This window comes from Streptomyces apocyni (assembly GCF_009739465.1).
GTDB lineage: Bacteria > Actinomycetota > Actinomycetes > Streptomycetales > Streptomycetaceae > Streptomyces > Streptomyces apocyni.
The window spans coordinates 17,602-38,635 of the sequence record NZ_WHOM01000070.1 but is presented as its reverse complement, the minus strand read 5'-3'; the positions used below and the strand labels follow the sequence as shown (position 1 = coordinate 38,635).

The following is a 21,034-nucleotide window of genomic DNA, read 5'->3' as shown; positions in this document are numbered from 1 at the left end:
CGGGTCCCCTAGTCCCTGGGCAGGCCGAGCAGGCGCTCGGCGACGACATTGAGCTGTACCTGCGTGGTGCCGCCCGCGATGGTCAGGCAGCGGGACATCAGGAAGCCATGCAGCGCCCGCTCCCCCGCCCCCTCACGTACCGCGCCCGCCGGGCCGAGCAGCTCCAGGGCCAGTTCGGCGACCTTCTGCTGGTGCGGGGTCTGGACCAGCTTGCGTACGGAGGCACCGGCGCCGGGTTCGGCGCCCGCGACCTGCCGTAGCGTCGTACGCAACCCGATGCAGGCCAGCGCGTGCGCCTCGGCGGCGAGCGCGCCGATCCGCGCGCGGTAGGCGCCGTCCAGGTCACCGGCCCGCGCGATGAGCGCCTCAAGCCCGGTGTCAAAGGTCAACTGGTCGGCCATATGGACGCGTTCGTTGCCGAGGGTGTGGCGGGCGACCTTCCAGCCGTTGTTCAGCTCCCCGACGACGGCGTCTTCGGGAAGGATCACGTCGTCCAGGTAGACCTCGTTGAAGAGGGAGTCGCCGGTGATCTCCTTGAGGGGGCGGATGTCGATGCCGGGGGTGTTCTTCATGTCGAGTACGAAGTACGTGAGCCCCCGGTGCTTGGGGGCGTCCGGGTCGGTCCTGGCCAGCAGAATCGCGTGGTCGGCCCACTGGGCGGCGCTGGTCCACACTTTCTGGCCGTTGATGCGCCAGCCCTCGGGTACGCGCTGCGCCCGGGTCCGCAGGGAGGCCAGGTCCGAACCGGCGCCTGGTTCGCTGAACAGCTGGCACCACAGCACATCGCCGCACAGCGTGGGCGCGATGTAGCGGTCCCGCTGCTCCTGGGTTCCGTACGTGATGAGCGAGGGCACCACCCAGGTCCCGATGCCCAGTTCGCTGAGCCTGACTCCCGCGTCCGCCAACTCCCGCTGAACGGCGAGCTGCTGGAGGGGTCCGGCGCCGAGTCCGTACGGCTCGGGCAGGTGGGGCGCCGCGTAGCCGGTAGGGGCGAGGGCTCGGCGCGCGGCGGCTGGGTCGGCGATGCCGTCGCTTGGGGACGCGGCTGCGGCGATCGCGTCACGGGCCGCGCGCCGGTACGCGTCCGCCGTCTCCGGGAGTTCGACCCGCAGTTCCCGGCGCGCACCGGACTCGGCGAGCCGTACGGCGCGTAGCCGATGCGTGTCACCGGCGCCGATGAGCTGTCGGGCGACGACCGCGCGGCGTAGATAGAGGTGGGCGTCGTGCTCCCAGGTGAAGCCGATGCCGCCGAGTACCTGGATGCAGTCCTTGGCGCAGCTGTACGCGGCATCCAGGGCCGCGCCTCCGGCCAACGACGCCACCAACCCCCGTACGTCCGGCCCCTGCTGGACGCCACCGCCCTCGCCCTCGTCGAGATCGATGCAGCGCGCGGCGTCCCAGGCGAGGGCCCGCGCCTGCTCGACCCGTACGAGCATGTCCGCGCACAGGTGCTTGATCCCCTGGAACTGCCCGATCGGCCGCCCGAACTGCTCCCGCACCTTGGCGTACTCGGCGGCGGTGTGCAGCGCCCACCCCGCCGTACCGCAGGCGTCGGCGGCGAACAGGACCGCCGCGAGGTCATTGACGTACCCGGAGTCGACGTCCAGCACCCGCTCGCGCGGAACGTGCGCGCCCGCAGCCGTCACCTCGGCGGTGGGGCGGGTCGGGTCGGCGCTCTCCTGCGTGCGTACGGTCAGCGCGGCCGTGTCCGAGTCCACGGCGAGCCAGACCGTGCCCGTCGCCAACTCGGCTGCGACGACCAGCAGATCGGCCTCGGCCCCGGACAGCACGGGCGGGGCGGCACCCTCCAGTACGTACCCGTCATCGGCCGCGACGGCGGTCAGCGTACCGGCGCCGAGCGCGACGGCCCCGATCCGCTCCCCGCTCGCCAGCGCGGCCACCAGCCCCTCGGCCCCTGCCCCGGCCTGGTGCAGCACCTGCGTGGCCAGCGCGTTCGCGAGAAACGGCCCCGGCAACGCGGCGCGTGCCGCCTCCTCCAACACCACGGCGAGGTCAACGAGATCCCCGCCGCCACCGCCGTACGCGTCGGGCAACTGCACACCAAGCAGCCCCTGTTCGGCGAGCCCCGACCAGTAGCCGGGCCGGCTGCCGCACCCATCCACCGACGGCGCGTCCAGCAGCTTACGGATCTCCTCGGGCGGCATGGCCCGGCCCAGCCAGCCTCGTACCGCATCGGCCAACTCGCTTTGCTCTCGCGTGACTCCGATCCCGATCGCCATGGCGGGCAGACTAGAACAGGTTCCAATCTGACGGAAGGTCAGATGCGCTGCGAGGTGTCAACGGGATGCGGCGCTACGCCCGCAGAAGCGGGAACTCCACCGTGGACCAGAGCTCCCGGCGGGCGCGCGCCTGCCCCTGCCCCTGCCCCTGCCCCTGCCCCTGACTCTGGCTCTGGCTCTCGGGCAGGCCATCGTCGGTGTTCCAGACCCTGACCAGGCCAGCGGGGGCGGGGGCGGTGGAGTGCTCGAGCGGCGGCCAGCCCGGATCGCCGCTGGCCGCGAAGTCGGCCCAGGCCCGCACCATGCGCTCGGACAGTACGTGGTCCGCGGCGTTGGGCGGGCCGCCGATGAGGAAGGACAGGTCCTCGTTGTCGAGGGTGCCGAAGGCGAAGGGGACGTCCGCGCAGTGCCAGGCCCGCACCACGCCGTCCGGCCCGAGGCGTCGCCGGGCGAACCGTGACACGAACGCCCGGCCCCCGCCTCGCGCGTGCTGCTCGGCGAACCGGTTCGTGTACTCGCCGAACACCAGGTCACCGAAGATCGCGAGGTAGACGTCAAGCACCGGCGCGTCCGGCAGCAGCGCGCGATACCCGTCCACCAGACCGTCCGGAAGCCGGAAGTCCCGTGCGAAGGCCGCCAGTCGCTCGGCGCTGTCCACCTTCGCGCTGCTCCCGACGGCGTCCAGCAGCCAGTACTCCTCGGTGGTGTGGCAGACCAGCAGGTCCACGTCCCGGGCGGCGCCAGCGGCCACCCCGGTGAGCGGATCGACAGGCAGTACGTCACCGTCCAGGACCGGGGCGTAGAGCACGGGGTCGTACTGGCGGGTCCCGGCGTCGTCCGGATTCGCCCGGCAGTCGGCGACCACCTGGTCGGACGCCCGGACCAGCGCCTGCGGTGTGGTGCCGAGCAGGCCGTCGGCGGTGGCGGCGCACCCCGCCGCTGCGGCGATCTGGCGGGTGGTCGCGGCGGCGATATCGGGTGAGTAGCAGGTACTGACGACGCTGTGCGCGATGGCCCGCCGGAACAGCCCGCGCGCCTGCTCCATCACCATCAGGCAGGAGATCGACGCGGCCCCGGACGACTGCCCGGCGACGGTGACGTTCTCGGGGTCGCCCCCGAACGCGGCGATGTTCTCGCGCACCCAGCGCAGCGCGGCGACCTGGTCGAGCAGCCCCCGGTTATCCGGGAAATCGCCATCCGCATCCGGTATGTGCCCGAACCCCTCAAACCCCAGCCGGTAGTTGAAGGTGACCACGACCAACCCGGCACGGGCCAGCACGGTCCCGTCGTAGTTGGGCTCAGCGGAGGACCCGAAGGTGTACGCGCCGCCGTGCACCCAGACGAGAACCGGCAACGGACCACGCCCCGGCCCCGCCGAATCCGGCGCCCACACGTTCACGGTCAGGATGTCCTCGTCCCCCGGCGCCCACACGGGCGTCCCCGGCAACTCGGCCGACTGCGGCGAGACGGGCCCGAATCCGCCGCAGTCTCGAACCCCGGTCCAGGAGGGCGCGGGGCGCGGCTCCCGGAACCGGTTGGCGCCGAACGGGGCGGCGGCGTAGGGGATTCCGAGGACGGAGACGATGTCTGGCACGGGCCGATGACCTCGTACCGAACCGTTCGCCGTCTTGAAAATGTCCACGGAGGTGTCTCCCGCTGTGCGTCGTCAGAACGTCTGAAGGGACGCAGTTTAGATGTCGATCACCGCCGGGGCCCCTTAGTTACCCTTGCGTCCCTTCTCACCCCTCCCGCTCCTCCGGCCCGGCGCCGCGCCCCTCCTCGGAGCGGAGGGGACAGAAGGAGAGGCCAGCCACACCGCCCCGGTAACGATCCCCAGCACCCCACCCGCCGCGAACCCAGCTCCCCCCAGGCCCAACTCCAGGGGCTCACCCGTCGGGTCCTGTGCGGTCTGCTGGGTCACGCCGCCTGCCGTGACCTGGACGACCCGGCCACGCCACACCTGACCCGCGACCTGGCTGCCCACGGTCATGCGCTGGAGCAGGCCGCCTTGCGATCCGGCCTCACGCCTGAGCGGCAGTGAGGACTCTGCTGAGCGGCACGGCGGCGTCGAGAAGGGCACGGGACCGAGCCGCGATACTCGCGTCTCGGGCCGCCAGCGCGGCTCTGACGTCTTCCGATCGGCGCCCGTTCCGCAGACCCCGCATCAGGGCCCGTAGCGCCTCGACGCGGTACCCGGCGCCGCGCAGCTGGTGCACGATCCGAGCGTCCCGGGTCTGGGCTGGTGAGTAGCGTCGCGTTCCTCGTGGCGAGACCCGGTCAGGAACAGCAAGCCCCTCTGCGTCCCAGTGCCGCAGTGTCGACGGACGCACTCCGAGCGCGGCGGCGAGTTCGGAGACGCTCATCGCATCCGACCGGCGTACGTCTTCGATCAGCTCGGCGGAGATCGCCGCGGCAGCCTCCTTGGCGAGTTCGAGGTCCGTACGCTCCCGGTCGAGTCGAGCGTGTGCCGCGTCGAGGAGTGCGAGCACCTCCGGGATCGGACACTCGTGCACGGCACGAACGATTCGCCTGGCCTGAACCGGACCCGTACCGACGGCGAGGGCTCGGTAGGCCAGCGCGGACTGTACGTGGATATCCCGGTAGATCCGGTAGCCGCCCGTAGTTGTCCGCGTGGCCGGTGGCAGGACGCCGTCGCGTTCGAGATTGCGGATCTGCTGAACGGAGTAACCGGCACGTCGCGCGACGTCGATGGTGCGCATGTGTGTGGACGATGACTTGAGGGTTGGCACGCGCTACTCCCCTGCTCTCTGCCCCGTATCCGCTACGTATCCGTCCCGTATCCGCTCCAAAGTCTCCACAAGCACCTTAATGAAACGCTTGAGCACATGACCATCGACGACATCATCGACTTCGTAACGCGCCTCGATGGAGTCCTGGCCATCCGGCCGGGACCCGACGACGGCTCACCAGCGCCAGAGATCGCGTGGGGGGATACGTTCTTCTACTACTCTCCTGACGGCGTCGTGCCTCACGCGACCCAACCGTTCGCGACGATCGTGACGAAGGACTACCCGGACGACGCGACGTCGCGCCTGGACAGCCACCCAGACGCGTTCCGCGTCAACATCGCCGCTGGGAAGGATGCCTTCGCCAACCGGACCGGCCGCGCGCCGCGCGAGCCAGCCGCTGAAGACGAACCCGGCCCCAGCGCGACCGACGCCGTGATCGCGCATCCCGCCTACGGCTCGGTTGGCTGGCTCGCGGTGGTGAACCCGGGGCCACGGACCGACGCGACAGTCCGCGAGCTACTCCGCGTCGCCCATCACGTCGCACGTTCACGCTATGAGCGACGAACAGACTCAACGACGGCCTGAGGGGCGTGACGGAGCCCCGTGATGCCCCCTACGAGCCAGACGGCAGCCACCCAGGTGGCGGGTCAGGGTCCGCAGTGGCTACCGGACTCTGAGAACGGCGGCCCGTCAGGCCTTGACGGAGGCGACGAAGGACGTCCAGGCGGCCGGGCCGAAGACGAGGGCGGGGCCGTGCGGGTTCTTGCTGTCGCGGACGGGGACGCAGGCGGGGCAGGTGTCGTTGACTTCGAGGCAGGCGCCGCTGTCGCCGCCGCTGTGGGTGGACTTGCGCCAGGCTGCTGCCGGCAGGTAGGCGTCGCTGACTTCCAGGCACTCGCCGCTGCTGCCGCCGCTGTACGTGGACTTGCGCCACATCGAGACGACCGAGGCGTCCGGGATGCTCACGTGCTCACTACCGCGCATGCTCGTATTCCTTCGCAATGGAGCTGATCAGATCCAGGGAGGCGCGGTGCGACAAGGCGTCCCCCAGAGCGTGATCGTAGACGGCCTGGCACTGGCGCACCACGGCCGGAACTTCCAGCACCCGGCCCGTCTTCAAGCCTTCCACGTACGCGATCGGCGGTAGGTCCTCGAACCACATCAGCGATACGAAGCCCTCCATCAGCGAGTGGAGACCCACCGAATACGGGAGCACATGCACCCGGATACGGTCACTCTCACCCAACTCCACTATGTGACGGAGCTGCTCGCACATCACCCCTGGGCCGCCGACCGGGCGTCTCAGCACAGCCTCGTCGAGCAGCGACCAGAACACCGGGGAGTGGAAGTCGTCCAGGGTGCGTGCGCGCCCGAGCCGCGTGACGAGCAGCTCGTCACGTTCCTCCAGAGACTTGGCAGGGAAGCCGGACCCCAGCACCGCGCGGGCATACGCTGGAGTCTGCAAGATGCCCGGCACCAGCTTCGGTCCGTACTCCCTAATCACCGTCGCCTGCCGCTCCAACTCCAGGGCCTCCGCGAAGTGTTCTGCGACCCGCCCCTCGCCCAACGAGGGCAGGAAGTTGACGAAGAACCCGTCCCCGCCCAGCGCCTGGTCCAGCCGTCGCGCGTCCTCCAGGTCCGGCCTGCGGCGCCCCGCCTCGATGTGGGCGATGTGCGTACGCGACATGATCACGAGCTGACTCAGCTGCTCCTGGGTGAGCCCAGCCGCCTCGCGGCGGCGCTTGAGCTCCTGGCCGTACCGTTCTCTCGTCTGCGGGGTGTCCTCGATCGCCATGCCGACCAACTCCCAGGAGTGCACCTTCCGTTGTCACACGCAAACCACTGTCGAGCGTAACGGCCACCACCCCACTCTGTGACCGGAACAGCACAGAGAGCGAGAGGCGAGGCGCAGCATGACGATGGATCAGCCGTACCGAGAAGGGACCTACGTCGCCCACACGGGCACCGACGTGTACGGCCCCGGCAAGGTACTCGGCACCGACGGCGAGCTACGGCGCGTCCGGTTCACGCACTTCGTCGCGACGATCCACGCCCGCGACCTACGCGCGGCCTCTCCGAACGAGAAGGAACAGGTGGAGGCATGGCTACAGCAGAAGGCGGCACAGCACGGCGGCCGCTGGTGAACCCGACGAGCCCGGTGCACCCGGCGAACCCGGCGAACCCGGCGAACCCGGGCGAACCCCGTGACCGACTTCCGCGCAACGATCACCCTCCAGGTATCCCGCGACAGCGGCCGCACCTGGGGCCCACGCCAGACATACACCCCCGACCACGAGGCGGCCCCCCTCAACACTGCCCCCTACCCACCCTGCACCTGCCCCACGTGCTCCCAAGCCCACTGAGAAGGTGACCGGGTCACCGCCCCGCTCACCCAGTGTCCGCAAGGGCACAGGGATGGCCGCCCTCTAGTCCCGATGGTCGCGGGGCCCGGCCGACTGTCAAGGGCGCTCCCTACGGTCGCGTCGGCTCCGCCGATTCCGCTACCGCTCCACCCTTGACACCCGCCCCGTCCCCGCTATGCAGACCGTGGGAGGACGGCCCAGGGGAGGCGGCGGGCAGCGCTTCGGGAGAGGCGGGCGTCTCGCTGCCGAGTGCGGACCGGTTGTTGAGGCGCACAAGGGGGGCGGGTGGTGCAACACCGGCTCAGCGGCTGCGGGCGGCGGGGGTGACCGGTGCGCACGAGGGGGTGGGGTGGTCCGACACCGGCTCAGCGACTGCGGGCAGTGGGGGGACCGGCGCGCACGAGAGGGGCAGCGCGGTGTGACACCGGCTCGGCGACTGCAGGCCGTGGGGTGATCCGAGCGCACAGGGGCCAGGGAGAGTGTGGCCCCTCCCTAGCGACTGCGGGTCGTGGGTGATGGTCATGTCCCGTGTAGTGGTGTAGCCGGGTCGGCGAACAGCGGCTGAGGCAGCTGCGGGTGGGCGAAACCGTCCGGCACCTCCGCCCGAACGGCCGCCCGGCCCCGCTCAGCTCTTCCGCTCACCCAGTACACAGAATTCGTTGCCCTCCGGGTCGAGGAGGGTCACCCAGTGCTGCTCGTCCTGCACGGTGTCGGCGCGCCGGGCACCGAGGGAGAGCAGCCGGGCGACCTCGGCCTCCTGGTCGTCGGGGCGGAAGTCGGGGTGGAGCCGGTTCTTCGACGTCTTGCCCTCGGGGACAGGCACGAAGAGCAGCCCCGGCACCTGGTCCGGCTCAGGCCGGATCTCGATGATCTCCTCGGATTCGTCGACCACTACCCAGCCGAGAGCCTCGGCCCACCAGCGCCCGAGGGCGATGGGGTCGGAGGAGTCGACGATGATCTGTTCCCATTCGAGCGCCATGGGCGTGAGCATAAACAGGGTCAGCTGGCTGCCAGGGCTGGAGGTGACTGCCGTCGACCGCCGGTCCGGTGTGCGGATCGTGTCCCGCAGAGCGGTGTAGTAGCGCGATGTGGTAGCAGCAAGTCGCGAGAAGTGATCGCTGCTACACCACTCCAGGCGACACCATCTGGGTGATCCGAGCGCACCAAGGTTGGATGAGAGTGTGGCCCCGGCTTGGCGGCTGCGGGCCGGTGGGGCGACCGGGCGCGCGAGCGGCACGTGGGAGTGGCGCCCGGCCTGGCGGCCACCGACCGGTAGGACGGGAGGACACCTCTGGGGCTGGTGGGATCAGGTCGGGAAGAGAAGTGAGACTTTGGGACACCAAAATCCGGGCAAAAGGGGCGACTTGCCGTCCCAAAGTCTCCCTTTACCTCCGACAGAGGTGGGATGGGGCCGCCGACCAGCCCCCAGCTCAACTCACCGGCCCTGCCCCTGGCCAGGCCCTTGCTCAGCGTCACGCGCTGGGCGTGAGCGGCGGCCGACAGTAGTCCACCACCCCTGCCGACCTCCAGCCGGTGCCGCACCACCCACCCCCACTCGTGCGCACCCGCAACCCCCACCGCCCGCAGCCGCTGAGCCGGTGCCGCACCACCCCGCCCCTTTCGCGCGCACCCCCACACCTCACCCCCCCCGCAGCCGCTAAGCCGGGGCGGCACCACCCCCCTCGTGCGCACCCGTGCCCGCCACCGGCCGCAGACGCTGAGCCGGGGCGGGACCACCCCACCCCCCTCGTGCGCCCCAACAACCAATCCGCACCCGGCACGCAAACACCCGCCCCTCCCCCACCCCTCCCGCTGCCCCGCTTTTGGGCCGCCCGGTCTACCTCGCCCTCGCGGGTCCGGGACGGGTGTCAAGGGTGAAGCGAAGCGCAATCGGCGAAGCCGACGCGACCAAAGGGAGCGCCCTTTACACCCGGCCCGGACCCGCCACCATCCGACGAACCGGGCGGCCACCGGCAACCCTCCAGTACTGGCCCACCACGACACCGACCCGCCCCGCCCCACCCCCGCGCCCCAGGTAGGCACGACGCCGCCCCGCCCAACCCCACCCCCGTACAGCACACGGTCGTGTCAGTCGGGCCGGGTGCGGAAGGTGCGGCGGTAGGTGTCTGGGGGGACGCCGGTGGTGCGGTTGAAGTTGCGGCGCAGGGTTGTGGCGGTGCCCATGCCGGTGGCGGCCGCGATGGACTCGACGCTGTCGTCGGTGGTCTCCAGCAACTCCTGGGCGTGGCGGATTCGTTGCGTGAGCAGCCATTGCAGCGGGGTGGTGCCGGTCAACGACCTGAAGTGGCGGCCCAGGTGGCGCGAGCTCATCCCTGCCTGGCGGGCCAGATCCTCCACGGTCAGCGGGTGGTCGAGGCGCTCGAGCACCCAGGGGAACAGGTCGGCGAGCGGGTGGTTCTCCGGGCGGGCGGGGACCGGCGTACTGACGAACTGGGCCTGGCCGCCGTCCCGGTGTGGCGGCACGACCAGGCGGCGGGCGACCGCGTTGGCGACCGACGCGCCACGGTCGAGGCGTACGAGGTGCAGGCACAGGTCCATCGCGGCGGCTTTGCCCGCGGAGGTGAGCACGCTGCCATTGTCGCTGTCGTTGCCGTTGTCCACGTACAGGACATCTGGGTCCACCCGCACCTGGGGGTAGCGGGTGGCCAGGGCTTGGGTGTGCGCCCAGTGCGTGGTCGCCCGCCGCCCGTTCAGCAGACCGGCGGCGGCCAGCACGAACGCGCCCGTACAGAGGGACGCCACGCGCGCGCCCGCTTCGTGGGCCGCGCGCACCGCGTCGACCAGGTCAGCGGGCGGGTCCACGTCGGTGTCGGCCCAACCCGGGACGATCACGGTGTCGGCGCGCGGGAGCTGGTCAAGGCCACGATCGGGCTCCAGCCCGAACCGGCCGGCCCGCACGGCGCCTGGCCCGCAGACGGCGAGGTCGTACCAGGGGCCCGCCACACCGGCTGGCGCGGAGCCGAAGACCTCGTACGCCATGGCCAGTTCGAAGTGCAGCATGCCGTCCGTGACGGCCAGCGCGACAGTGTTCACGTCCGGAATTGTACGGGTCACGTCGTTCCAGACACTCGTGTGCGGCGCCCGACCCCGGCAGGATTCCCATGACAGGTCGCGCAGTTGATCAGCAGAGGATAGGAGAAGCCATGGGGTCGGGGCTGAAGATCGTGGTGTTCGGTGCGTACGGGCACACCGGGCGCTTTGTCGTGGCGCAGCTGGTAGAGCGCGGGTTCGTGCCCGTTCCCTCCGGGCGGGATGCCGAGAAGCTGAAGGCCCTGGCATTCGCGTCCGAACTATCCGGGCCATCCGGATCATCCGGATGGCCCGGACTGGACGACTACCGGCCGGCGTCCGTCGATGACCCGGCCTCGCTCGATCGCGCGCTGGCCGGTACAGCCGCCGTGATCAACTGCGCCGGGCCGTTCGCCACCACGGCCGCTCCCTTGATCGAGGCGGCACTGCGCGCCGGTATCCCCTACGTCGATGTGGCGGCCGAGATCGAGGCCAACGTCGATACGTTCACGCACTTCGCGGACCGCGCCCGTACCGCGGGCGTGTTGATCGTCCCCGCGATGGCCTTCTACGGCGGCCTCGGCGACCTGCTGACCACCGCCGCGATGGGCGACTGGACGACGGCCGACGAGGCGCACGTCGCGTACGGGCTGAGCGGGTGGCACCCCACCCCCGGGACGCGTACCGCGGGCGTGGTCTCCCGGGAGCGGCGGGGCGGCGGACGCGTCGTGTACACGAACGGGCGACTGGAGCTCCGCCACGACACCTCGCCGACCCAAGAGTGGCCGTTCCCCGCCCCCATGGGCACCCGGGCGGTCATCGGGGAGTTCACGATGGCTGACGTCGTCACCATTCCCAGCCACCTGTCCATCCCCGAAGTACGCACCTACATGTCACTCGAGGCGGCCAGGGATCTGTCGGCCCCGGACACCCCGGCACCGACGCCAGCCGACGAGAGCGGGCGGTCCGCGCAGACCTTCCTCGTCGATGTCGTGGTGCGCAAGGGCGGCAGCGAACGGCGTGCCGTGGCGAGGGGCCAGGACATCTACGCCATCACCGCGCCGCTCGTCGTGGAAGCGGTCGACCGCATCCTCACGGGACGGACGAGGGCAGGAGCGGAGACGGTTGGCGTCGCCTCCGCCGGCGCGATCTTCGACGCAGCCGAGTTCCTCCGTGCTCTGTCCCCGCACATCCAGTAGCACCCCGACCCCGACAGGCCGTCTCCCGAGAGTTGGGTGGCACGATGGGCCGATCACATCTGCCCACCCGGAGGACCCCCATGGCCATGGCCGCGACGCCCCCGACCGAGCCCGAGCCCTCACCCGAGCCCTCACTCGCGCCGTCGCCCGCGCCCGCGCCGAAGGCCGAGGTGCTCGCCGCCTTTGAGGCGGCCAAGGGGTTCATGCCGCTGGGTGAGGGGCTCGCGCTCTACGCCGCTGCCGTCGAGGCGGGGCGGCTTGGGCTGCCGTTGCTGGAGGTCGGGACGTACTGCGGGCGTTCCACGGTGCTGCTCGCAGACGCCGCGCGGGAGGCGGGGACGACGGCCGTCACCGTCGATCATCACCGGGGCAGCGAGGAGCAGCAGCCGGGGTGGGAGTACCACGACCCGACGGTCGTGGACGCGGAGGTCGGGCTGATGGACACACTGCCGACCTTCCGGCGGACCCTGCACCGGGCCGGGCTTGAGGAGCATGTGATCGCCGTCGTCGGGCGGTCACCGCAGGTCGCCAAGGTGTGGGGCGGGCCGCTCGGGCTCGTGTTCATCGACGGTGGGCACACCGACGAGCACGCCACCGGTGACTACGAGGGGTGGGCGCCGCATCTCGCGGAGGGCGGGCTGCTCGTCATCCACGATGTCTTCCCGAACCCGGCCGACGGGGGCCAGGCTCCGTACCGCGTCTACCGCAGGGCCCTGGAGTCCGGCGCGTTCGCGGAGGTCTCGGTGACCGACTCGCTGCGCGTGCTGCGGCGCACCGGCGCCGGGATCTGAGCGCGCGGACAGCCGCCGTACACCGCCGGTACACAGCTACACCGCCGGTACGCCGCCGTACATCGCCGGTACGCCGCCGTACACCCCCATACGGCCACCGCCCGATAGCATCGCTGCGTGTCGTACGACGATCCTGACAGCCCGTCCCCCGCACCCCGCCGCCCCCTCAGTCGTGGCCGCGCGCTCGTCGTGGCCGCCGCGCTGGTGCCCGTAGGGCTCGGCGGGTGGTTGCTGTGGCAGGGCGTGAGCGGGGCACAGGACAGCGGTGGCAGTGATGCGGGGAAGGGGGAGACCGCGACGGCGACAGCTACCCCTTCAGGTTCAGGTTCAGCGGCGGACAGTCCGTCCGCTGAGCCTTCCGGCACGGACGGGCCGTCCAGCGGGAAGCCATCAGGCGACGCGTCGACGTCCAGCTCCACACCCTCACCCTCACCCAAGCCCAGCACCTCCCCCTCGCCCTCGCCCTCCGGCACCACCCCCCGCACCGGCCCCCTCAAGGGCAAAGTCGTCGTCATCGACCCCGGGCACAATCCCCGCAACCGCGACCACCCCACCCAAATCGCCCGCCAGGTCGACGTCGGTACGCACCGCAAGGAGTGCGACACCACCGGCACCGCCACCAACGCCGGGTACTCCGAGGCCGCGTTCAACCTCGACCTCGCGCACCGGCTCCGCAAGCTGCTCGAAGAGCAGGGCGCGACCGTGAAGCTCACGCAGGACAACGACCGGCCGTACGGCCCCTGCATCGACGAGCGGGCCCGGATCGGCAACGAGGCCAAGGCCGACGCCGTCGTCTCCCTCCACGCCGACGGCTCCAGCGCCGGTAACCGCGGGTTCCATGTGATCCTCCCCGGCAAGGTGAAGGCCGGGGCCGCCGACACCTCCGCCATCGTCGCACCGTCCCGCGAGCTCGGTGAGCGCATCGCGGGTGGCTTCGTGCGCCGCACCGGGAACGCGCCGTCCAACTACATCGGCGGCGGCACCGGCTTGGACGTGCGCAAGGACCTCGGCGGGCTCAATCTGTCAAAGGTTCCCAAGGTGTTCATCGAGTGTGGCAACATGCGCGACGCCGATGACGCGGCCCAGCTCACCAATGGGACATGGCGGCAGAAGGCCGCTCGGGGGATCTCGGAAGGCATCGCTGGCTTCCTCAAGGGGTAGGCAGGGGAAGCACGCCGGCCGACCTTTATACGGAGCAGACACCCCGACCGTACGGGCGATACTGTCGCCCGTACGATGGGGGGCCACCCCCGCGCTTCGCACCATACGTTTGCAGTACCGGCGACAGCGACGCCTACCGACTCGACGACTTACGAAGGACCTGAAGTGAACTTCCGCTCTCTCACTCGAGGCGACGCAGTGGTGATCGGAGCAGCGGTGTTGCTGTTCATCGCCTCGTTCCTCGATCTCTACTCGGTAAGCGGCGCCACGGGCGACCTCGACCTCCCGAACTCGTGGGACAGCCTCGGGAACGGCATCGGGGTGTACATGGCCGGGGTCATCGGCGCGGTCCTGATCGTCGTCAACCGCTGCCTGCCCCAGCCGCGCAAGGTCATCGGCCTTGACCTGGGTCAGGTCGGCATCGCCTTCACGATCCTCGTGGCCTGGAACTTCTTCTGGACGATCATCGACGTCAGCGACAACGTCGACGCGGGCGCCGGCCTCATCCTCGGCCTGATCTCCGCACTTCTGCTCGCTGGTGCCGCCATCTCCTCGCCGCTCGTCCCCGCCCTGAGCGCCCCGCTGATGGGCGCCACGCCCGCCCCGATGATGGGTCAGCAGCCGTACGGTGGCCAGCCGGGCATGCCGCAGCAGGGTGGCTACGGCTACCCGGGCGCCCAGCAGCAGCCCTACGGCGGTCAGCCGCAGCCGGGTCAGCCGCAGCCCTCGTACGGCGGCCAGCCGGGTCAGCCGCAGGCCCAGCAGGCTTCGGAGCAGGCGCAGCAGCCGCAGGCCCAGCAGGCGCCCGCCGCTGACTTCGCGCCGTTCTGGTTCGCCGTGCCGGTGGCCCGCCCGCTGTACGCGGAGGACGGTTCGCCGACGCCGATCGCCGAACTGGCGCCGGGCACCTGGTACCTGGCCGTCGAGCAGCGCGGCCCGGGTCTGGTGGCCCAGACGCAGGACGGCCGTCGTGGTGTCCTGCAGGACACCACGGGCATCCAGCGCGGCTGACGCCGAAGCGGCCTGATTCCTCAAGCAGCGGCCCCCGTCCACTCGGACGGGGGCCGCTGTCTTGTCCGCTCCGCGTCCTCGCCGTACAGTTCGCGAACCGCCAGTCAAACTGACGGATCGTCAGATCCTCTCAGAGAGGACAGCAGTCATGCGGCTTGGGCTCGCACTCGGATACTGGGGCCGTGGCCCCGGCACAGAGCACGTCCAGCTCGCCCAGGAGGCCGAGCGGCTCGGCTACGACTCGGTGTGGACCGCCGAGGCCTGGGGCTCCGACGTGTTCACACCGCTGACCTGGATCGCGGCGCAGACCTCACGGATCAGGCTGGGCACGGCGATTGCCCAGATGGCCGCCCGCACCCCGACCGCCACCGCGATGCACGCGCTCACCCTGGACCACCTGTCCGGCGGGCGCATGCTGCTCGGCCTCGGGCTCTCCGGGCCACAGGTGGTGGAGGGCTGGTACGGGCGGCCGTTTCCGCGTAGCCCGCTGACCGCGACCCGCGAGTACGTCGACGTCATCCGGCAGGTGCTCCGACGCGAGGGGCCCGTCACGCTGGACGGACAGTTCCATGGGCTGCCGTACGACGGCGCCGACGGCACCGGGCTCGGCAAGCCGCTCAAGCCGATCACGCACCCCCTGCGAGCTGAACTGCCCATCCTGCTCGGCGCCGAGGGGCCGCGGAACATCGCGCAGACGACCCGCATCGCGGACGGCTGGCTGCCGCTGTACTGGTCACCGACCCGGACGGACGTGTACGAGGCCTCGCTGACAGGCCTGCGCGACGGCTTCATGGTCGCGCCCATGGTCCGCGCGCACGTCTGCGACGACGTCGCCGAAGGGCTGCTCCCGGTCAAGGCGATGCTCGGCTTCTACATCGGCGGCATGGGGCACACGTCCCGCAACTTCCACGCCGACCTGATGGCCCGGATGGGCTTCGAGGACGCGGCACGCCGCATCCAGCAGCTCTTCGCCGAAGGCCGCAGGGAAGAGGCCGTACGCGCCGTGCCGGACGCCTTCGCCGACGAGATCTCCCTGGTCGGCCCGCGTGAACGCATCGCGGAGCGCCTGGAGTTGTGGCGCAAGGGCCCGGTCACGGACCTGCTGGTGATGTCACCGGACGCTCACACGCTGCGCGTACTGGCGGAGCTCAACACCTAGCTCCGCATGTCAGTTAGCTCCTAGCTCCACAGGTCAGTCGCAGCAGTCCGGCGTCAGGCCCCGCGGCAGTCGCCCGCCGTCGAAGATCGCGCAGGTCGCCTCGTCGCCACCGAGTGCGGCTACCGCGAGGAGCAGCGCGCCCGCCGTCCAGGTGGTCTGCTCGACCGGCCATACCGCCTGGTCGTCGTAGACGTAGCCCGTCCAGTACAGGCCGGTCTCCTCGTCGCGGAGGTGGCCGATCGACTGGAGGATGCTCAGGGCTCGGTCGGACTCCCCCATCGCCCAGAGCGTCAGGGCGAGTTCGGCGCTCTCGCCGCCCGTCACCCAGGGGTTCGGCACCACACAGCGCACCCCGAACTCCGGGACGACGAAGCGGTCCCAGCTCTCCTCGATGCGGGCCTTGGCCTCGGGCCCGGTGATGGCGCCGCCGAGTACCGGGTAGTACCAGTCCATCGAGTAGCGGTTCTTGTCGAGGAAGCGCTCGGGGTGCCTGCGGATCGCATGACCGAGCGCGCCAAGGGCCAACTCCCAGTCGGGCTGGGGCTCTTCGCGCTGTTCCGCGATGGCGAGGGCGCAGCGCAGGGCCTGGTGGATGGAGGAGCTGCCGGTGAGCAGCGCGTCGGTGACGGGCGCCCCGGCCACTCTCTCGTCCCCGGCCACCCCCTCCTCCGCGGCCCCGCCCTCCTCCGCGGCCTCGCGCTTCCAGCCGATCTGGCCGCCGGGCTGCTGGAGGGTGAGGACGCATTCGATGGCCGCGTAGACGTGTGGCCAGATGGCGTCGAGGAAGGCGTCGTCGCCGGTGGACAGGTAGTGGTGCCAGGCGCCGACGGCGATGTACGCGGAGAAGTTGGACTCCACACTGCGGTCGGTGGGGCGCGTGGCGTCGCCGTCGTCGTAGGCCGCGTACCAGGAGCCGTCCGGGTTCTGGTGGCGGGCCAGCCAGTCGTACGCGCGGGCCGCCGCCGCGTGTTCGCCCGCCGCGTCCAGGGCCATGGCGGCCTCGGTGTGGTCCCACGGGTCGAGATGGTGGCCCCGGAACCACGGGATGGCGCCGTCCTCGCGCTGACCGGCGAGGATGCCCCGTACGGTGTGGGCGGCCTGTTCGGCGGTCAGGACGCCGGGCAGGACCAGGTGTTCCGTCTGGGGTGTGGGTGTGGTCACTTGGCGGCCGCCGCGGTGTCGGTGGCGAGGTCAGCGACGACGTCCGTGGGCAGGTGGGGCTTCGTCGCGTACGCCACGAAGCTCTTGCCGATCAGTGGGTTCAGCGCCTGCTCGGCGATCTTGGTGGCGAGCGGCTTCTTCATGATGTCCCAGACCAGCAGCTTGTGGTACGCGCGGACCGGCAGCGCCTTGTCGTTGTCGACGCCGAACGCGCACTTGAGCCACCAGTACGGCGAGTGCAGCGCGTGCGCGTGGTGGGTGCCGTACGGCTTGAGGCCCGCCTCGCGCATCTTGCCCAGCAGTTCGTCGGCCTTGTAGATGCGGATGTGCCCTCCCTCGACCTCGTGGTACGCGTCGCTGAGCGCCCAGCAGACCTTCTCCGGGCCGTGTCGGGGAACGGTGACCGCGATCCGGCCGCCCGGCCTGAGGACCCGCACCATCTCGGCGAGTACGCCCTTGTCGTCGGGGATGTGCTCCATCACCTCGGAGATGATCACGACATCGAACGACGCGTCGGGGAAGGGCAGCGCGAGCGCGTCGCCCTCCATCGCGGTGGCGGTGGCGCCTTCGGGGGCCTCGCCCGCCTCCTTCATCGCGGCGAACCACTTGGCCACCTCGCGGATTTCCTCCGCGTTCTGGTCCAGCGCCACCACCCGCGCTCCGCGCCGGTAGCACTCGAACGCGTGGCGCCCGGCGCCGCAGCCCAGGTCCAGCACGCGGTCGCCCGCCGCCAGCGGGAAGCGGGAGAAGTCGACGGTCAGCATCAGTGAGCGCTCCCCAGTGGAGTATCCGTACGTATGGCCGCGGAGCGGCCGGTCGTGCTGCCCGCGACGCGGGCGGTGCCCGCGCTACGCGCGATGGCCTCGCGGTACCGCTCGGCGGTGCCTTCGGCGGCCCTGGCCCAGGTGAAGCGGGCGAGCACGCGCTCGCGGCCCGCGGCGCCGAGGCGGGCCCGCAGCTCCCGGTCGCCCAGCAGCCGGGTCAGTCCGGCGGCCAGGGCTCCCGCGTCGCCTGGCGGCACCGCGAGGCAGGTCTCACCGTCCGGGCCCGCGACCTCCGGGATGGCGCCGCCCGTCGTGGCGAGCAGCGGCGTGCCGGTGGCCATGGCCTCGGCGGCGGGCAGCGAGAAGCCCTCGTACAGGGAGGGCACGCAGGCGATCTGGGCGCCGCGTACGAGGTCGACCAGTTCGGCGTCGGTGATGCCCTTGACGAACTCGACAGCGTTCTGGAGGCCGTACCGCTCGATGGCCCCGGCGACCGGGCCGTCCTCGGCGCGCTTGCCGACGACGACGAGATGGGCGGCCGGGTTCTCGGTGCGTACCTTGGCGAGGGCCTCGATCAGGTGGATCAGGCCCTTGAGCGGGACGTCGGCGCTGGAGGTCGTGACGATTCGGCCCGGCACCTCGGGTATCGCCGGGTCGGGCGAGAAGAGGTCGGTGTCGGCGCCGATGTGGACGACGTGGACGCGGTCGTCCCGTACGCCGAGGTGGTCGACGATCTCCTGCCGGGAGCTGCCGGAGACGGTGAGGACCGAGGGCAGTCGGCGGGCCACCCGCTTCTGCATCCGGGTGAAGCCGTACCAGCGGCGTACGGAGGCGCGGCCCTTCCAGTCGGCGGCCGCGTCCAGCTCCAGCTGGCGGTCGACGGTGATCGGGTGGTGGATGGTGGTGACCAGCGGGGCACCGAGGCGCTCGGGGCCGCCCAGCAGGCCGTAGCCCAGCGTCTGATTGTCGTGCACGACGTCGAACTCGCCACGGCGGGCGGCCAGGTGGCGGCGGGCGCGCAGCGAGAAGGTCAGCGGCTCGGGGAAGCCGCCGGTGCGCATGGTGGCGAACTCCAGCGCGTCGATCCAGCCGCGGAACTCGGACCGCTTCGGGGTACGGAAGGGGTCGGGGCTGCGGTACAGGTCGAGGCTGGGCAGCTCGGTGAGTGGGACGCCCTCGTCGAGTACGGGGTAGGGCTGGGCGCCGATCACCTCGACGTGGTGGCCGAGGCGGGTGAGTTCCCGTGAGAGGTGGCGTACGTAGACGCCCTGGCCTCCGCAGAACGGGTTCCCCTTGTAGGTGAGGAGCGCGATGCGCAGCGGATGCCTCTCCATGGCCTCAGCGGTCACTCACGGCCCCCTTCTCCCTGCGGCTCCCGCGAGGTTACGCCGGGACGCTAATCTAGAACAAGTTTCAGACTTGATCGTTCAAGGAGCTTCGAATTTACCGGCAGGTAAGCCGGCGGGGAGGCCCGGAGCAGGTGATTCGCGCCACCACCGGACCCGCACCTGGCCCGTACCATGCTCGAACGCACCGCTCATACCGTGGAACACCGTGGAACGGGACATATGACTACGGAAGCGAAGGAATCCGGCATCGCATCCGCGCCTCTGACGGAGCGCCAGGAGGCCCGTCGGCGCCGCATCCTGCACGCCAGCGCCCAGCTGGCCAGCAAGGGCGGCTTCGACGCCGTACAGATGCGCGAGGTCGCCGAGTCCTCCAGCGTCGCGCTCGGCACGCTGTACCGGTACTTCCCGTCCAAGGTGCACCTGCTGGTCGCCACCATGCAGGACCAGCTCCAGCACATGCACGGAACGCTCCGTAAGCACCCTCCGGCCGGGGACACCGCCGCCGAGCGGGTCGCCGAGACGCTGATGCGGGCGTTCCGCGCACTCCAGCGCGAGCCGCATCTGGCGGACGCGATGGTACGGGCGCTGACCTTCGCCGACCGGTCGGTGAGCCCGGAGGTGGACACCGTGTCCCGGCTCACCACGGCGATCATCCTGGACGCGATGGGGCTTGAGCACCCGACGCCGCAGCAGCTCTCCGCGGTCCGGGTCATCGAGCACACCTGGCACTCGGCGTTGATCACCTGGCTGTCCGGGCGGGCGTCGATCGCCCAGGTGAAGATCGACATCGAGACGGTCTGCCGCCTCATCGATCTCACGTCGCCGGGGACGACGGGGGCGACAGGGACGACGGGAACACCGAGGGGCGGGGCGGGTCGGGGGCTGGGCGCGGGAGCCTGATCGGCGCGCGGGCCCCGAGGGGCTGCCCCGGAGGCGTTCGGTCTGCGCCACCTCGGGGGCCCTCAGACGGCCCGCTTCCGCACCGCCGCAGCACCGTTGGCCCATCCCGCCGCGGGTGGTGGGCCGCGTCGCGCTGCCGCCGTATCGCTGTGGCCCAGGCTCAGGGCTGGAGGCCAGCCCGCCTCCCGGGGCGGCGACCAGCCTCCCGGGCGTCCACTGAAGCTCAGGGGGCGCACGCGGTGACACGCCATGCGCCCCAGCGCATCCCCTTGGCCAGTTCTCTGCGTCCATGAGGCACGCCGCGCCACTATGAATGGACCTGCGCGCTGAACGGAGCAGCCGGTGGGCGGGGAGCTGAAGGAGCAGGTGTGATCCGGGTACTTCTGGTGCACGACTCGCGACTGCTGCGATCGGCCCTGGCGGAACGACTCGCCAGGGAAACCGACTTGGAGGTCTGGCATACGTCCTGGGACGGTGCGCCCACCCGGATGCGCACCCTGCGGCCCGACTTGTGCGTCGCGGACCTGGACTGCGACGCGGTGTACGCCGTCCCTCCGCTGGGCAAGTTGGCGGCCTGCGCCGCTACCGCGCGGCCGGGCGGCTGCTCGTTGCTCGTCCTGGGCGGGCCCGGCCGTCCCGGGCCGCTGCGGCGGGCCGCGGAGGTTGACGCGCTTGGCTATGTCGACAAGGCCAGCCCACCGGAGCGGCTGCTCACCGCGATCCGGCAGGTCGCTCGGGGGGAACGTTTCATCGACGCATCGCTGGGCTTCGGCTTCCTCAAGGCGTCCCAGATGCCGTTGACCCGACGGGAGTTGAGTGTGCTGTCGCTTGCCGCCGAGGGTGCGTCGGTCGCCGAGATCGCGGACCGGCTCCATCTGTCCAACGGGACCGTGCGCAACTACATGGCGGCCATCACCCGCAAGACCGGTGCCCGCAACCGGGTGGACGCCATCCGGATCTCCCAGGGAGAGGGCTGGGTGTGACCAGGTGACCCCCGGCCGGGGGTCACCTGGTCCAACGGTTCAGCTTCAGCAGGTGAGGACGCTGAGGCCGCTGTCGCCGCAGAGCAGCAGGCTGGCGTAGCTGACGTCGCCGCCGCCGGTGAGTTCGGTCTCCATGTTCTGCAGGTCGAGAAGTGCCATGGTGATGGTCCTTT

At 71.0% G+C, this 21,034-nt stretch carries 20 protein-coding genes; 9 read left to right on the top strand and 11 right to left on the bottom strand.

Annotated features, from left to right (window positions below):
• Nucleotides 1–8: 8 nt before the first annotated feature.
• From GCN81_RS25245 to GCN81_RS25235, 3 genes are all read right to left on the bottom strand, one after another.
• The gene (locus GCN81_RS25245) at nucleotides 9–2,234 is read right to left on the bottom strand and encodes an acyl-CoA dehydrogenase (RefSeq protein WP_156726807.1); all 2,226 of its coding nucleotides are present in this window, start codon (nucleotides 2,232–2,234) and stop codon (nucleotides 9–11) included.
• A gap of 79 nt (nucleotides 2,235–2,313) precedes the next feature.
• Nucleotides 2,314–3,882 carry a carboxylesterase/lipase family protein gene (locus GCN81_RS25240; protein WP_156726791.1) on the bottom strand — a complete coding sequence of 523 codons (1,569 nt, stop codon included), beginning with the start codon at nucleotides 3,880–3,882 and terminating at the stop codon, nucleotides 2,314–2,316.
• A gap of 379 nt (nucleotides 3,883–4,261) precedes the next feature.
• Nucleotides 4,262–4,960 carry a MerR family transcriptional regulator gene (locus tag GCN81_RS25235; protein WP_197287774.1) on the bottom strand — a complete coding sequence of 233 codons (699 nt, stop codon included), beginning with the start codon at nucleotides 4,958–4,960 and terminating at the stop codon, nucleotides 4,262–4,264.
• Between the two features lie 126 nt (nucleotides 4,961–5,086).
• On the opposite strand from GCN81_RS25235, the gene GCN81_RS25230 reads away from it, so the two are divergent.
• Nucleotides 5,087–5,575 (top strand): DUF6194 family protein, encoded by a 489-nt coding sequence (locus GCN81_RS25230; protein ID WP_156726789.1) that lies wholly within the window; start codon nucleotides 5,087–5,089, stop codon nucleotides 5,573–5,575.
• Nucleotides 5,576–5,680: 105 nt separating this feature from the next.
• Here GCN81_RS25230 and GCN81_RS25225 read toward each other — a convergent pair whose 3' ends face one another.
• Together GCN81_RS25225 and GCN81_RS25220 are read right to left on the bottom strand one after the other, a co-directional pair.
• Nucleotides 5,681–5,974 carry a DUF397 domain-containing protein gene (locus GCN81_RS25225; RefSeq protein WP_156726788.1) on the bottom strand — a complete coding sequence of 98 codons (294 nt, stop codon included), beginning with the start codon at nucleotides 5,972–5,974 and terminating at the stop codon, nucleotides 5,681–5,683.
• Nucleotides 5,964–6,785 (bottom strand): helix-turn-helix domain-containing protein, encoded by an 822-nt coding sequence (locus tag GCN81_RS25220; protein WP_156726787.1) that lies wholly within the window; start codon nucleotides 6,783–6,785, stop codon nucleotides 5,964–5,966. Before GCN81_RS25220 ends, GCN81_RS25225 begins: the two co-directional genes overlap by 11 nt.
• A 118-nt stretch (nucleotides 6,786–6,903) precedes the next feature.
• Between GCN81_RS25220 and GCN81_RS25215 the strand changes: the two genes are divergently transcribed.
• Nucleotides 6,904–7,134, top strand: coding sequence for a hypothetical protein (locus tag GCN81_RS25215; RefSeq protein WP_231626961.1), 231 nt, complete (start codon nucleotides 6,904–6,906; stop codon nucleotides 7,132–7,134).
• A gap of 844 nt (nucleotides 7,135–7,978) precedes the next feature.
• Here the strand turns inward: GCN81_RS25215 and GCN81_RS25210 are convergent.
• On the bottom strand, nucleotides 7,979–8,332 hold the full coding sequence (locus GCN81_RS25210) for a VOC family protein (RefSeq protein WP_197287773.1): 354 nt from the start codon (nucleotides 8,330–8,332) through the stop codon (nucleotides 7,979–7,981).
• Nucleotides 8,333–9,441: 1,109 nt separating this feature from the next.
• A complete protein-coding gene (locus GCN81_RS25205; protein ID WP_156726785.1) occupies nucleotides 9,442–10,407 on the bottom strand; it encodes a helix-turn-helix domain-containing protein in 966 nt (321 codons plus the stop codon).
• A gap of 110 nt (nucleotides 10,408–10,517) precedes the next feature.
• On the opposite strand from GCN81_RS25205, the gene GCN81_RS25200 reads away from it, so the two are divergent.
• From GCN81_RS25200 to GCN81_RS25180, 5 genes are all read left to right on the top strand, one after another.
• Entirely contained in the window at nucleotides 10,518–11,582 is a 1,065-nt protein-coding gene (locus tag GCN81_RS25200) for a saccharopine dehydrogenase family protein (RefSeq protein WP_156726784.1), read from the top strand.
• Between the two features lie 203 nt (nucleotides 11,583–11,785).
• Complete coding sequence (locus tag GCN81_RS25195) at nucleotides 11,786–12,373, top strand: class I SAM-dependent methyltransferase (RefSeq protein ID WP_231626962.1); 588 nt, start codon at nucleotides 11,786–11,788, stop codon at nucleotides 12,371–12,373.
• A gap of 117 nt (nucleotides 12,374–12,490) precedes the next feature.
• Entirely contained in the window at nucleotides 12,491–13,534 is a 1,044-nt protein-coding gene (locus GCN81_RS25190; RefSeq protein ID WP_156726782.1) for an N-acetylmuramoyl-L-alanine amidase, read from the top strand.
• Nucleotides 13,535–13,732: 198 nt separating this feature from the next.
• Nucleotides 13,733–14,545 (top strand): hypothetical protein, encoded by an 813-nt coding sequence (locus tag GCN81_RS25185; protein ID WP_407698021.1) that lies wholly within the window; start codon nucleotides 13,733–13,735, stop codon nucleotides 14,543–14,545.
• 148 nt (nucleotides 14,546–14,693) lie between these two features.
• Nucleotides 14,694–15,704, top strand: a complete 1,011-nt coding sequence (locus tag GCN81_RS25180) for an LLM class F420-dependent oxidoreductase (protein ID WP_156726780.1) — start codon at nucleotides 14,694–14,696, stop codon at nucleotides 15,702–15,704.
• Nucleotides 15,705–15,737: 33 nt separating this feature from the next.
• Here the strand turns inward: GCN81_RS25180 and GCN81_RS25175 are convergent, their stop codons facing one another.
• Genes GCN81_RS25175 through GCN81_RS25165 form a run of 3 tightly spaced genes read right to left on the bottom strand, consistent with a single transcriptional unit; the run spans nucleotide 15,738 to nucleotide 18,963 of the window.
• Nucleotides 15,738–16,865, bottom strand: coding sequence for a prenyltransferase/squalene oxidase repeat-containing protein (locus GCN81_RS25175; RefSeq protein ID WP_156726779.1), 1,128 nt, complete (start codon nucleotides 16,863–16,865; stop codon nucleotides 15,738–15,740).
• Entirely contained in the window at nucleotides 16,862–17,629 is a 768-nt protein-coding gene (locus GCN81_RS25170; protein WP_156726778.1) for a class I SAM-dependent methyltransferase, read from the bottom strand. The genes GCN81_RS25175 and GCN81_RS25170 overlap by 4 nt, the downstream gene beginning before the upstream one ends.
• Complete coding sequence (locus GCN81_RS25165; protein WP_156726805.1) at nucleotides 17,629–18,963, bottom strand: glycosyltransferase family 4 protein; 1,335 nt, start codon at nucleotides 18,961–18,963, stop codon at nucleotides 17,629–17,631. Before GCN81_RS25165 ends, GCN81_RS25170 begins: the two co-directional genes overlap by 1 nt.
• A 234-nt stretch (nucleotides 18,964–19,197) precedes the next feature.
• Between GCN81_RS25165 and GCN81_RS25160 the strand changes: the two genes are divergently transcribed.
• Both GCN81_RS25160 and GCN81_RS25155 read left to right on the top strand, forming a co-directional pair.
• Complete coding sequence (locus tag GCN81_RS25160) at nucleotides 19,198–19,878, top strand: TetR family transcriptional regulator (protein ID WP_156726777.1); 681 nt, start codon at nucleotides 19,198–19,200, stop codon at nucleotides 19,876–19,878.
• Between the two features lie 368 nt (nucleotides 19,879–20,246).
• The gene (locus GCN81_RS25155) at nucleotides 20,247–20,861 is read left to right on the top strand and encodes a response regulator transcription factor (protein ID WP_156726776.1); all 615 of its coding nucleotides are present in this window, start codon (nucleotides 20,247–20,249) and stop codon (nucleotides 20,859–20,861) included.
• A 45-nt stretch (nucleotides 20,862–20,906) separates the two neighbouring features.
• On the opposite strand, the gene GCN81_RS25150 is transcribed toward GCN81_RS25155, so the two are convergent.
• Nucleotides 20,907–21,020: a SapB/AmfS family lanthipeptide gene (locus tag GCN81_RS25150; protein ID WP_156726775.1), complete on the bottom strand. Its 114-nt coding sequence runs from the start codon at nucleotides 21,018–21,020 to the stop codon at nucleotides 20,907–20,909.
• Nucleotides 21,021–21,034 lie beyond the last annotated feature (14 nt).